General features: G+C 71.7%; 8 protein-coding genes. 3 read left to right on the forward strand and 5 right to left on the reverse strand.

Annotated features, from left to right (window positions below; translation table 11 throughout):
* Positions 1 to 8 precede the first annotated feature (8 nt).
* The 4 genes from P8A18_RS02240 to P8A18_RS02255 form a co-directional block, all read right to left on the reverse strand.
* Positions 9 to 1,067: an ABC transporter permease gene (locus tag P8A18_RS02240; protein WP_306051258.1), complete on the reverse strand. Its 1,059-nt coding sequence runs from the start codon at positions 1,065 to 1,067 to the stop codon at positions 9 to 11.
* Positions 1,064 to 2,038, reverse strand: coding sequence for an ABC transporter permease (locus tag P8A18_RS02245; protein WP_306051260.1), 975 nt, complete (start codon positions 2,036 to 2,038; stop codon positions 1,064 to 1,066). The genes P8A18_RS02240 and P8A18_RS02245 overlap by 4 nt, the downstream gene beginning before the upstream one ends.
* Positions 2,035 to 3,690: a sugar ABC transporter ATP-binding protein gene (locus P8A18_RS02250; protein WP_306051262.1), complete on the reverse strand. Its 1,656-nt coding sequence runs from the start codon at positions 3,688 to 3,690 to the stop codon at positions 2,035 to 2,037. Before P8A18_RS02250 ends, P8A18_RS02245 begins: the two co-directional genes overlap by 4 nt.
* Positions 3,691 to 3,868: 178 nt before the next feature.
* Complete coding sequence (locus P8A18_RS02255; protein WP_306051264.1) at positions 3,869 to 4,954, reverse strand: ABC transporter substrate-binding protein; 1,086 nt, start codon at positions 4,952 to 4,954, stop codon at positions 3,869 to 3,871.
* 514 nt (positions 4,955 to 5,468) lie between these two features.
* On the opposite strand from P8A18_RS02255, the gene P8A18_RS02260 reads away from it, so the two are divergent.
* Complete coding sequence (locus P8A18_RS02260; RefSeq protein ID WP_306051266.1) at positions 5,469 to 7,913, forward strand: RICIN domain-containing protein; 2,445 nt, start codon at positions 5,469 to 5,471, stop codon at positions 7,911 to 7,913.
* Positions 7,914 to 8,062: 149 nt separating this feature from the next.
* Positions 8,063 to 10,333 (forward strand): AbfB domain-containing protein, encoded by a 2,271-nt coding sequence (locus P8A18_RS02265; RefSeq protein ID WP_306060626.1) that lies wholly within the window; start codon positions 8,063 to 8,065, stop codon positions 10,331 to 10,333.
* A gap of 56 nt (positions 10,334 to 10,389) precedes the next feature.
* On the opposite strand, the gene P8A18_RS02270 is transcribed toward P8A18_RS02265, so the two are convergent.
* A complete protein-coding gene (locus P8A18_RS02270; protein WP_306051268.1) occupies positions 10,390 to 11,229 on the reverse strand; it encodes a phytanoyl-CoA dioxygenase family protein in 840 nt (279 codons plus the stop codon).
* A 165-nt stretch (positions 11,230 to 11,394) separates the two neighbouring features.
* Between P8A18_RS02270 and P8A18_RS02275 the strand changes: the two genes are divergently transcribed.
* Complete coding sequence (locus P8A18_RS02275; RefSeq protein ID WP_306051270.1) at positions 11,395 to 12,414, forward strand: LacI family DNA-binding transcriptional regulator; 1,020 nt, start codon at positions 11,395 to 11,397, stop codon at positions 12,412 to 12,414.
* The last annotated feature ends 57 nt before the right edge of the window (positions 12,415 to 12,471 follow it).

Below are 12,471 nucleotides of genomic sequence, written 5' to 3' on the forward strand. Positions count from 1 at the left end.
GCACCGGTTCAGGTGGTTCTGCGGCCGCGCGCCAGATAGCGCTGGGCCACGACGACAACGATAAGGAACCCGCCACTGACGACCGACTGGTACGAGGAGTTCAGTGTGCCGATCTGGTTGATCAGGTTCTGGATGACCTGGAGCAGCAGGACGCCCCAGAGCGTTCCGCTGATCGATCCGGCGCCGCCGATGAGGAGGGTGCCGCCGATCACGACGGCGGAGATCGCGTCGAGTTCCATGCCCACGCCGAGGATGGTGACCCCGGAGGAGAGCCGGGCGGCGTTGAGCGCGCCGGCGAGCCCGGCCAGCAGTCCGCTGAGCGTGTAGACGAGCATCTTGGTCCGCGCGACGGGCAGCCCCATCAGCGTGGCCGCGTCGCTGCTGCCGCCGACGGCGAAGATCGTCTGCCCGAACGAGGTGCGTTGCAGGAGGAGTCCGCCGGCGCCGAAGAGGGCGAGGGCGACCAGGATCGGGTAGCCGAAGCCCCAGACGCTGCCCTGGCCCAGCTCGGCGAAGGCCGAGTCCTTGGGGACCAGGTAGGTGGTGGCGCCCTCGTCGGTGATCGCGAGGAGCAGGCCGCGCGCCCCGAGCAGGGTGGCGAGGGTGACGATGAAGGGCGCCATTCCGGCGCGTGCCACCAGGAATCCGTTGAGCAGGCCGATCGCACCGCACACCACGAGTGGCGTCAACAGGGCGGGCAGGAAGCCCCATTGGGAGGCCCAGGCGGCGAGCACCCCGCCGAGCGCGAAGACGGAACCGACGGAGAGGTCGATGCCCCCGGTGATGATGACCATGGTCATCCCGAGCGCGACCACGGCCAGGAACGAGGCCTGGACGGTCACTCCGCGGGCGTTGTCCAGGGTGTGGAAGGACGGGTAGATGAAGGACGCGACGATCACGACGGTGAGCAGGACGACCAGCACGCCCTGGCGTTGCAGGAGTTCGGCGATCCGCCGGCCGGTCAGGGACCGCGTTGCGGCCTTGGTGGCGGGCTTGCCGCCGCCCGTCGCGGGGGTCTTGCGCGGTGCCGGTGCGGAGGCCACCGGGGCAGGTGAGGTTTCGTTCATCGGGACCGACGCTCCCGGGCGACGTAGACGGCGGCGATGATGATGGCCGCCTGGGCGATCTGTGCGGTGGAGTCGGGCAGGTCGTGCTTGATGAGGGTGGCGCGCAGCAGCTGCATCAGCAGGGCGCCGGCGACGGTGCCGAGGACGCGGATGGAGCCGCCGTTGAGCGGGGTGCCGCCCACCACGACCGCCGTGATGGCGGAGAGTTCCATGAGCGTGCCGAGCGAGGAGGGGTCGCTGGCGGTGAGCCTGGCGGTGGCCAGGATGCCCGCGAGGGCGGCCAGCACTCCGCAGAGCATGTACACACCGATGAGCACCCGTCGTACGGGGAGACCCGCCAGGGCGGCGGCGGACCGGTTGCCGCCGATGGCGACGACCTGGCGGCCGAAGGTGGTGCGGGTGACGAGGAAGGCCACGGCGCCGGCGAGGACGCCGGCGATGAGGACGACCAGCGGGATACCGAGGAAGGAGCCGGTGCCCAGGGACAGCAGGTCGGGGTTGACGATCTGCTTGAGCTGGCTGTCCGCCATGACCAGGGCGAGGCCGCGGCCGCCGACGAACAGGGCGAGGGTGGCGACGATGGGCTGGAGGCCGACGAGTGAGACCAGGGTGCCGTTGACCGCTCCGACCAGGGCGCCGGCCAGCAGCGCCATGACGAGGGCGGGCACCAGTCCGTAGCCGAGGTAGAGCGGCAGCAGCGCGGCGGCCAGGGCCATGGTCGAGCCGACGGAGAGGTCGACGCCCTCGGTGCCGATGACGAGCGCCATGCCGAGGGCGACGATGACGATGGGGGCGACCTGGACGAGCTGGGTGCGGAGGTTGTCCACGGTCATGAAGTGCTCGGTGAACAGCGCGTTGAAGAGCAGGACGACCGCGACGGCGAGGTAGACGCCGTACTCCTGGTACCAGGCGGGGTCGCGCAGCCGGGCGAGCGGCCGGGCTGCGGGGGTGGAGACTGCGGCCTGGGTCATCGGGGGTCCTCCTTGGCGGCCGGCGCCTTGTCCTCGGGTGCCGGAGAGTGGTCGGCGAGCACTTCGAGCAGATGGCTCTCGGCCACCTCGTCGCCCGCCAGTTCGCCCGCGACCGCGCCGCCGCGCAGGACGACGATGCGGTCGGCGCCCTCGATCAGTTCCTCGATGTCGGAGGAGATGAGCAGGACGGCGAGGCCCTCGCGGGCGAGGTCGTCGATGAGGCTCTGGACCTCCGCCTTGGCGCCGACGTCGATGCCGCGGGTGGGTTCGTCCAGCAGCAGGACCTTGGGTTCCAGGCAGAGCCAGCGGGCCAGCAGGACCTTCTGCTGGTTGCCGCCGGAGAGTTCGCCGACCTTCTGCTCGGGGCTCGCCGCCTTGATCCGGAGGCGCTTCATGAAGATGTCGACGATGCGGTCCTGCTTGGCGCGGGAGACGATGCCGGCGCGGGAGAGGCGGGGCATCGCGGCCAGCACGATGTTCTCGCGGACCGAAAGGCCCGGGACGATGCCCTCGGCCTTGCGGTCCTCGGGCAGCAGGCTGATGCCGGAGCGGATGGCGGCCGCGGAGGTGAGCCGGCGCAGGGTGCGTCCGCCGATGCTCACCTCGCCGGAGTCCAGGCCCAGCGCGCCGGAGAGGGCCTTCGCGGTCTCGCTGCGCCCGGAGCCGAGGAGCCCGCCGAGGCCGAGGACCTCGCCCGCGTACAACTCCAGTGATATGTCGTGCAGTTGGTGGTCGCGGGAGAGGCCGGTCGCGGTGAGCACGGGGGTGCGCGCCACCTCGTGGCCCTCGGAGTCGAAGTGGGTGAGCCCCTCGCGGCGGACCTCTGCCATATCGCGCCCGAGCATCATCGAGACGAGTTGCATCCGGTCCAGGTCGGCGAGGTCGCCGGTGTGGATGTGGTGGCCGTCGCGCAGGACGGTGACCCGGTCGCAGATCCGGTAGAGCTCGTCCATGCGGTGGCTGACGTAGAGCACGGCGATGCCGCGTCCGCGCAGGTCCTCGATGACCCGGAAGAGGGTCTCGACCTCGCGCGGCTCCAGCGAGGAGGTGGGTTCGTCCATGATGACGACCTGGGCGTTGACGGAGACGGCGCGGGCCAGCGCGACCATCTGCTGGGTGCCGATGCCCAGCGTGTGCAGCGGCCGCCTGGGGTCGACGCGGACGCCGAAGCCGTCGAGGAGTCCGGTGGTCTCGCGGTGCATCCGGGCGAAGTCGATCAGGCCGAGCCGGTTCCTGGGCTCGCGGCCGAGGAAGATGTTGCGCGCCACGCTCATCAGCGGGACGAGGTTCACCTCCTGGTAGATCGTGGAGATCCCGGCCTGCTGGGCCTCGAACGGCCGGGCGAAGGCGATCTGTTCGCCGGCCAGCCGCAGTTCTCCCTCGTCGGGCCGGTAGACGCCGGTCAGCACCTTGATGAGGGTGGACTTCCCGGCTCCGTTCTCCCCCACCAGGGCGTGGGTCTCGCCGGCGCGCAGGGAGAAGGAGACGCCGTCGAGGGCGACGACGCCCGGGAACCGCTTGCTCACCGAGCGGGCCTCCAGGACGGCGGGCGCCGGGTCGGCCTCCTTCACAAGGGCGGCGGCGGGCGGGGTGGTCCCCCGCACGCCGGCGGCCGGCTCCGGCGGCTGCGGTACTGCTTCGGGTGGTGCCATGGCTGGTCTTGGCCTTCCGCTCTTCCAAGGGTGTGGGCCCGGTCGCCGCCGTGACGGGTGGGAGCGTCACGGCGGCGGTGGGGCCGACGGGGCCGGGTGCGCGGCCCGCGGGCCGGCGCCCGGTGGTGCCGGGGCGTGTCCGGGACACGCCCTTACGGACAGGTGGGGCCGGGTCGGATCAGAACGCGCCGCCGAGCGATTCCTTGGCGTTCGCCTCGTTGTAGGCGCGGTCGGTGATGATGACGTTCTCCGGGATCTCCTCGCCGCCGTAGAACTTCTGGGCGGTCGCGAAGGCCAGCGGACCGAAGCGCGGGTTGGACTCGATGACGGCGTTGTAGTCGCCGTTGACGATGGCCTGGACGGCGTTGCGGGTGCCGTCGACGGAGACGACCTTGACGTCCTTGCCGGGCTTCTTGCCCGCGGCCTTCAGCGCGGTGACGGCGCCGAGGCCCATCTCGTCGTTCTCCGCGTAGACGGCGGTGATGTCGGGCTTGGACTGGATGAGCTGTTCCATCACCTGCTGGCCCTTGTCACGGGCGAACTCACCGGTCTGCTGGGCGACGATCTCCATGTCGGGGGCCTTGGCCTTGAGCTGGTCGACGAAGCCCTTGGTGCGGTCGGTGGTGACGTTGTTGCCCGACGAGCCGAGGAGGATGGCGACCTTGCCCTTGCCTCCGGTGGACTCGATCATCGCGTCCGCCGCGCGCTTGCCCTGCTCCACGAAGTCGGAGCCCAGGAAGGCCACGTAGTCCTTGCAGGCGGTGGAGTTGAGCTTGCGGTCGATGGTGAGGACCGGGACCTTCTTGGCGGCGGCGGCCTTCAGCGCCGGCTCCAGGCCGTCCGAGTTGAGCGGGGCGACGATGAGGAACTGCGCGCCCTGGGACAGCATGTCCTGGATGTCGCTGATCTGCTTGGACAGCTGCGACTGAGCGTTGGTGGTGAGCAGCTTCTTGACGCCGATCTTCTTGGCCTCGTCCTTGATGGACTGGGTCTCGGCGATACGGAAGGGGTTGGCCTCCTTCTCCGACTGGGAGAAGCCGACCACCGCGTTCTTCAGGTCGAGCTTCGGTGCCCCGTACGCCTCCAGCGAGCAGCCGGAACCGGACGAGGACTCGGGGGTCTTGGCCGCCTGGGCGCCCTGGCTGCTGTCCGCGTTCGCGGAGTCCGAGGACTCCGACTTGGAGCAGCCGGAGGCGGCCAGCGTGGCGGTGGCGGCGAGGAGGCAGGCCACGGCGAGGGTACGGGATCGGCGCTGGATCATCATGCGCGGGAGCTCCTTGGCGGGATGACGGCACGCCGAGGGGCGTGCGGTCGGTCATGGCTGGACGATGCATCGGCCGCTGCACGGCGGCTGATGTCACTGCACTCACGGCCCCGCTAGGAGACGGCCCCTAGCTGCACAAACTGTGGTCGTGAGAGCCTGCGCGGCCTCTCGGCGGCTCGGTTTACAACGTTATATAGGCGGCGCGGCACGGGCGGCAAGAGCGTTGTCGATGCGTTTCCAAAATGTGTCGGAGCCGCCCGTCCCGCCCGGACCGCCCCGGCCCACGGGATACTGCCGGGCCCCTGGACAGCCGCTCGGCGGCGTGCTGTCATACCGCCGGAACCCCATTTTCCAACGTTGCATAGAAAGTGCCGCCCCGCCCTCCCCGGATCGCGACGGCGCTCTTCGTCGTGCGCGCAGCCGGTCCGGACCGCTGCGCCGTGGCGGCCCCCCTTGTCTGATGCGCCTTTCTTGAGCCGGAGCCCCATGCCCGGCAGAGCAGGAGCCCTCCCCCATGCCCCTGAACCGCAGACAACTCATGACCGGCGCCCTCGCCACCGTCGCCGCCACCACGGCGGCCGGCCGCTGGTCGTCCACCGCGACGGCCGCCGGACACCGGGTGGACCCGGCCCGCGGCGGCCACTACTCCCCCAACGCCGCTCCCCTGCACCCGACCGCCTTCCTGCGGCTCCCGCCCGGCCGGGTCACCGCGCGGGGCTGGCTCGCCGGACAGCTGAAACTCCAGCTCGACGGGTTGTGCGGCCGCTACGAGGAGTTCTCGCACTTCCTGGACTTCACGGCCACCGGCTGGGTCCGCCCGGACCTCGGCGGCTGGGAGGAGGTGCCGTACTGGCTGCGCGGCTACACCGACCTGGCGATCGTCACGGGCGACGCGACGGCCCTGGCGGCGGTGCGCCGCTGGTTCGACGCGATCCTCGCCACCCAGCAGTCCGACGGGTTCTTCGGCCCGAAAGCACTGCGCACGTCGCTGAACGGCGGCCCGGACTTCTGGCCGTTCCTGCCGCTGGTGCAGGCCCTGCGCTCCTGGCAGGAGTACTCAGGCGACAACCGGATCATCCCCTTCCTGAGCCGGTTCTTCCGCTACATGAACGCCCAGGGCCCCGGCGCCTTCGACACCAGCTGGATCGCGCTGCGCTGGGGCGATGGTCTCGACAGCGTGTTCTGGCTGTTCAACCGGACCGGTGACACCTTCCTGCTGGACCTCGCGGACAAGATCCACGCGTACGGTGCCGACTGGGGCGACAACCTGGTCGACGCGCACAACGTGAACATCGCGCAGGGCTTCCGCGAGCCGGCCCAGTACGCGCTGCGCAGCGGTTCGGCCCAGGGCACCCGGGACACGTACGGGACGTACGGCAGGGCCATGGACCAGTACGGCCAGTTCCCCGGCGGCGGCTTCGCCGGGGACGAGAACGCGCGCCCCGGGCACGGCGACCCCCGGCAGGGCTTCGAGACCTGCGGCATCGTCGAGTTCATGGCCAGCCACCAGCTGCTGACCCGGATCACCGGCGACCCGCTGTGGGCCGACCGCTGCGAGGAGCTGGCGTTCAACTCGCTGCCCGCCTCGCTGGACCCCTCGGGCAAGGCGGTCCACTACATCACGAGCGCCAACGGCGTCGACCTGGACGACGTGCCCAAGTCCCGGCGCCAGTTCCAGAACGGTTTCGCCATGCAGGCGTTCCTGCCCGGCGTCGACCAGTACCGCTGCTGCCCGCACAACTACGGCATGGGCTGGCCGTACTTCACCGGGGAGCTGTGGCTCGCCACCCCCGACGGGGGTCTCGCCGCCGCGATGTACGCCGCCTGCGAGGTGACCGCGAAGGTGGCCGACGGCACCGAGGTCACGTTCACCGAGGAGACCGGCTACCCCTTCACCGAGACGGTCACCCTGACCCTGAAGGCGCCGAAGCCGCTGGGCTTCCCGCTGGTGCTGCGCGTACCCGCCTGGTGCGAGGCCCCCGAGATCGCGGTGAACGGACAGGGTGTGGACGCTCCGGCGGGCCCGGCCTTCACCCGGATCGACCGCACCTGGGCGGACGGGGACCGGGTCACCCTGCGCTTCCCGCAGCGGACCACCGTCCGCACCTGGGAACACAACCGCGGCTCCGTCAGCGTGGACCGGGGCCCGCTCACGTACTCCCTGCGCATCGGCGAGAGGTACGAGCGCATCGGCGGCACCGACCGGTTCCCTCAGTACGCGGTCCACGCCACCGGGCCGTGGAACTACGGGCTCGTCCTGGACGCGGAGGATCCGGCCGCCTCCCTGCGCCCCCGCACGGTCCGGCGCCTCGGGGACGACAACCCCTTCACGCTCGACGGCACCCCCCTGACGATCACCGCGAAGGCCCGCCGCGTCCCGGAATGGACGGCGGACGACGAGCGGGTCGTCGCCCCGCTCCAGGACTCCCCGGCGCGCAGCGGCGAACCGGTCCAGGACGTCACGCTCGTCCCGATGGGGGCGGCGAGGCTGCGCATCACGTCGTTCCCCACCGCCGCCCCGGACGGGCGGCCCTGGCTCGCCGACCGCTGGTACCGCGTCCGCAACCGGCACTCCGGCAAGGTCCTGGGTGTGGACGGGATGTCCACCGCGGACAGCGCCCACGTCGTGCAGTTCGGCGACACGGGCACCGACGACCACGACTGGCGGCTGGTCGCCGAGGGCGACGGCTGGTACCGCATCCGCAACCACCACTCGGGCAAGGTGCTCGGTGTGGACGGGATGTCCACCGCGGACAGCGCCCACGTCGTGCAGTTCGAGGACAACGGCACCGACGACCACCTCTGGCAGCTCGTCCCGGACGGCGACGGCTGGTACCGCATCCGCAACCGGCACTCCGGCAAGGTGCTCGGGGTGGACGGGATGTCCACCGCCGACAGCGCCCACGTCGTGCAGTTCGCCGACAACGGCACCGACGACCACCTCTGGCAGCTCGTCTGATTCCCGGTGCCCCGCGCACTCCCCCCATGCCGCTCCCGTCCCCGGGGGCCCAACCGAATCAAGGAGACGAACCTGTGAGCCGTTTACGTGAGCCCGGCCGAAGGCCGTGGTGGAGACGGACGATCGCGACGACCGGGCTGCTGGCGCTGGTGTCCTCCGCGCTGGTCGGGGTCGGTGCGGCGCCGGCCGGTGCCGCGTCCTGGTCGCCCAAGGCCCCGCCGATGACGACACCCTGGACCGCCCAGGTGCCGGTCGACAAGCCGCTGCCCGAGTACCCGCGCCCGCAGCTGACCCGGCCCGACTGGTCCAACCTCAACGGCATCTGGGACTTCGCGGTGACCGGGCGGGACGCCGGGCAGCCGGACTCGTTCCCCGATCGGATCCGGGTGCCGTTCGTCGCCGAGTCCGCGCTCTCGGGCATCCAGCGCAGGATCACCGAGAACGACAAGCTCTGGTACAAGCGCGCCTTCACCGTCCCCTCCGACTGGGACGGCCGCCGGGTCGAGCTCAACTTCGGCGCCTCCGACTGGCAGACCACGGTCTGGGTCAACGGCACCCAGGTGGGCGCGCACAAGGGCGGGTACGACTCGTTCGCGTACGACATCACCCCGCAGCTGAACGGCGGCACGAACACGGTCGTGGTCTCCGTCTACGACCCGACGCAGACCGGCGGGCAGGCCGTCGGCAAACAGCGCGTCAACGATGTGCAGCCGCACGACGGGGGCGGGATCTTCTACACCGCGGCCTCCGGCATCTGGCAGACGGTCTGGCTGGAACCGGTCGCCGAGGCCCACATCACCCGCCTGGACATGACCCCGGACCTGGATGACAGCACCCTGCGGGTGACGGTGCGGGCCGCGTCGGCGGCCGGGCGTACGGCCAGGGTGACCGTCTCCAGCGGCGGCACCGTGGTCGGCACGGCCACCGGACCGGCCGGCTCCGCCTTCGCCGTACCGGTGCCGGACCCGCGTCTGTGGAGTCCGGACGACCCGTTCCTGTACGACGTGAAGGCGGACCTGCTCGACGGGACCGCCGTGACCGACTCGGTCGGCAGCTACACGGGTATGCGCTCGATCGCCGTCGCGAAGGTCGACAACGTGATGCGCCCGGTGCTCAACGGGGAGTTCGTCTTCCAGACGGGCACCCTGGACCAGGGCTACTGGCCGGACGGCATCTACACCGCGCCGACCGACGATGCCCTCAAGTCGGACCTCCAGGCGCACAAGGACCTCGGCTTCAACATGGTCCGCAAGCACATCAAGGTAGAACCGCAGCGCTGGTTCTACTGGGCGGACAAGCTGGGACTGCTGGTCTGGCAGGACATGCCGGCCATGGACACCGGAAAGAGCCCCGACGGAGCGGCCCGCACCCAGTGGGAGAGCGAGTTCCACGCGGTCATCGACCAGCACCGCAGCTCGCCCTCCCTGGTGATGTGGGTCGACCAGAACGAGGGCTGGGGACAGTACGACCAGGCGAGGATCGCCGACGAGGTGAAGGCGTACGACCCGACCCGGCTCGTCGACAACATGAGCGGGGTCAACTGCTGCGGCTCGGTCGACGGCGGCAACGGCGACGTGATCGACAACCACGTCTATGTCGGCCCCGGCAACACCGCGCCGACCGCCACCCGGGCGGCCGTCCTCGGCGAGTTCGGCGGCCTGGGCTACAAGGTCCCCGGTCACGAGTGGTTCCCCGGCGGAGGCTTCAGCTACGAGGACCAGCCGAGCGTCTCCGCGCTGAACGACCGGTTCGTGGGGCTGATCGACGCGATCCGCGTCGGCCAGCTCCCGGCGGGCCTGTCCGCCTCGGTCTACACGGAGATCACCGACGTGGAGAACGAGGCGAACGGGCTGCTCACCTACGACCGCCAGGTCGTCAAGGTGGACGCGGCCCGGGTGCGGGCCGCGAACCGGGCCCTCATCGACGCCTCCAGGAACCCGGCCCCTCCGGTGGCCCTGCCCACCGGGCAGTACAAGTCGCTGCGGGTCACCACCCCCGGCTACACCGACAAGTATCTGCGCCACCAGGACTCGCTGGCCTTCACCGAGGTCGTCGGCGACGACAGCGGCGCGCTGCTCAAGAACGACGCCACGTGGAAAATCGTCCCCGGTCTGGCGAACGGCAACTGCTACTCGTTCGAGTCGCGCAACTACCCGGGCGAATACCTGCGCCACCGGGACTTCCGGGTCCGCCGCGAGGCCAACGACGGATCCGCGCTCTACCGGGCCGACGCCACCTGGTGCGCGGTCGCCGGTACCGCAGGTGTGCGGCTGACCAGCGCGAATCTGCCGGGCAGCTATCTGCGCCACATCGAGTCGGAGGTATGGCTGGCCACCCCCGGCGGCGGGCACGCCTGGGACAACCCGGCCACCTTCACCGAGGACACGACGTGGGCGGTGGAGGCGCCCTGGGCCCCCTGATCCGGAGCGGGGCGCGTGCCGGGGCCGGGCGGGTCCGCCGCCGGGCCCCGGCACCGTCATGCGTCGCCCATGACCAGTCCCTCGATGGTGTGCTTCTGGACGATGGGCGTGAGCCGGTCGACCACCGGGCAGCCCAGGTGCGCCCGGACCCGCTCGGGCAGGGCGGCCCAGAACTCCCGGGTGACCGCCATGTCGTGGTGACCGTCGTTGCCCGCGCCCGGGGCGTCGACACCCAGCACCAGGACCGGGCGGGGGTCGTCCGACCGGTTGGCCGTGCCCCGGTGGACGGTCAGGGCCGAGCGGGCCGAGATATCGCCCCTTCGGGGGTACTTGCGCTCGGCCAGGGCCTCGTAGCGCGGGTAGTCCTCGCGGCGCGGGAACATGGCGTGCCCGAAGCGGGCGTCGTCGTCCCACTGCGTGCCGGGCGCGATCTCGAAGGGGCCCATGTCCTCCCGCGTGTCGACGGCGGTCAGGTTGAAGGCGAGCGAGGTGAGCCGGCGCTCCTCGCGCGTGGCCCCGGGCATGGGGAAGTCGCGGTGCCAGGGCTGGTTGACCGCTCCGGCCAGCGGCACGTCGAAACCCAGCTCGACGATGCGGTAGTCCGGGCCCAGGACCGCCTCGCTGACGGCGCGCACCCAGGGGTGGTCCACGAGGTCCACGAAGCCGCGCAGCTGCTCCGGGTGGATCTCCACGTAGTAGCGGTGCGGGCCGCGCCCCACGGCGCCGCCCTCCCGGCCGCGCGCCTCGGCGAAGGCGGCGTCGATGTCCTCGCGCATCCGGTCCGCCCACCGCGGGCTGAAAGCGCCCCGGCACGCGGTGATCCCGGCCGTGTACAGGTCCCGCACCGCCGCTTCGGGGTGCGGGAACGGGGCGGTGGTGGTCGCGGCCTCATGCATGGCGTGGTCCTTCCGTCGGGCGGGGCGCGGTGTGGCAACGCCATATTGCAACGTTGCAACCAACGTGGCAAGAGTCTGCGCGGACGGGTTCGGCGCCACCTGTTACGGTCACTGCGCAAAGGGTGCGGCCCGCCGCCCCGCAGGCCGAGAGCAGGAGCAGCGACCGTGGCAGCGAGACTCAAGGACGTCGCCGCGCTCGCGGGCGTGTCCGTCAGGACCGTCTCCAACGTCGTGAGCAACGCGGCCGCCGTCGCGCCGGCGACCCGGGCCCGGGTGCTGGCCGCAGTGGAGGAGCTGGGGTACCGGCCCAACCTGGCCGCCCGCAACCTCCGGCAGGGCCGCACCGGGCTCATCGGCGTGGTCGTCCCGGAGATCCACTCCCCCTATTTCGGCGCGCTGACGGGGCTCCTCATCGACGCGGCCCAGGAGCGCGGCTGGACGGTGCTCCTGGAGCGGACCGGGGGCCGGGCGGAGCTGGAGCGGCGGCTGCTGGACGGCTCCGAGGGGCACCAGGTGGACGGGATGATCGTCAGCCCGTGGTCGACGCCCCCCGCCGAGCTGGCCTCGCTCGCGGGCGGTCTGCCGCTGGTCGTCCTCGGCGAGCTGGACCCGCTGGGGTCCATCGACCACGTGGCGCTGGACAACGTGGCGGCGGCCCGGGACGCCGCCCGTCACCTCGTCGCTCTGGGCCGCCGGAGGATCGCCGCCATCGGGCTCCAGTCGGCGCTGGGGCACGGCACGGCCGAACTCCGGGCCGAGGGCTTCCGGCTGGGGCTGCGGGAGGCGGGGCTGAGCCCGGCCGCCGAGGCCGAGGTGGCCGACCTGCACCGGGGCGAGGGGGCGCGGGCGATGCGCGAACTGCTGCTCCTGCCCGAGCGCCCGGACGCGGTGTTCTGCTTCAGCGACGAACTGGCGCTCGGGGCGCTGCGGGTGGCCGCCGAGCAGGGGGTGCGGGTGCCCGATGAGCTGGCGCTGGTGGGGTTCGACGACATCGAGGACGGGCTGTTCGCCACCCCTTCGCTCACCACGGTCGCCCCGGACCGGGCGCAGATCGCGGAGCGGGCGGTGCAGTGCCTGAGCGAGCGCGTGCTCGGCCGGCTGGCCGCGCTGCCCGCGCGCCGGATCGTCGTCCCGCACCGGCTGCTGGTCCGGGAGAGCTCCGGGGGCCCGGCGTCCGCCGGGTAGAGCGCTCCGGGGCAGGCGGAAGCTCCCGGCGGTGCGGGCTGTCGCCGCGCACCGCCG

Source organism: Streptomyces sp. Mut1 (assembly GCF_030719295.1).
In the GTDB taxonomy this organism is placed as follows: Bacteria; Actinomycetota; Actinomycetes; order Streptomycetales; family Streptomycetaceae; genus Streptomyces; species Streptomyces castrisilvae.

What these genes read in the sequence shown, in the direction of transcription:
- P8A18_RS02255 (WP_306051264.1), bottom strand. Translation starts at nt 4,954, where the DNA reads ATGATGATCCAGCGCCGATCCCGTACCCTCGCCGTGGCCTGCCTCCTC.
- P8A18_RS02270 (WP_306051268.1), bottom strand. Translation starts at nt 11,229, where the DNA reads ATGCATGAGGCCGCGACCACCACCGCCCCGTTCCCGCACCCCGAAGCG.
- P8A18_RS02245 (WP_306051260.1), bottom strand. Translation starts at nt 2,038, where the DNA reads ATGACCCAGGCCGCAGTCTCCACCCCCGCAGCCCGGCCGCTCGCCCGG.
- P8A18_RS02250 (WP_306051262.1), bottom strand. Translation starts at nt 3,690, where the DNA reads ATGGCACCACCCGAAGCAGTACCGCAGCCGCCGGAGCCGGCCGCCGGC.
- P8A18_RS02260 (WP_306051266.1), top strand. Translation starts at nt 5,469, where the DNA reads ATGCCCCTGAACCGCAGACAACTCATGACCGGCGCCCTCGCCACCGTC.
- P8A18_RS02240 (WP_306051258.1), bottom strand. Translation starts at nt 1,067, where the DNA reads ATGAACGAAACCTCACCTGCCCCGGTGGCCTCCGCACCGGCACCGCGC.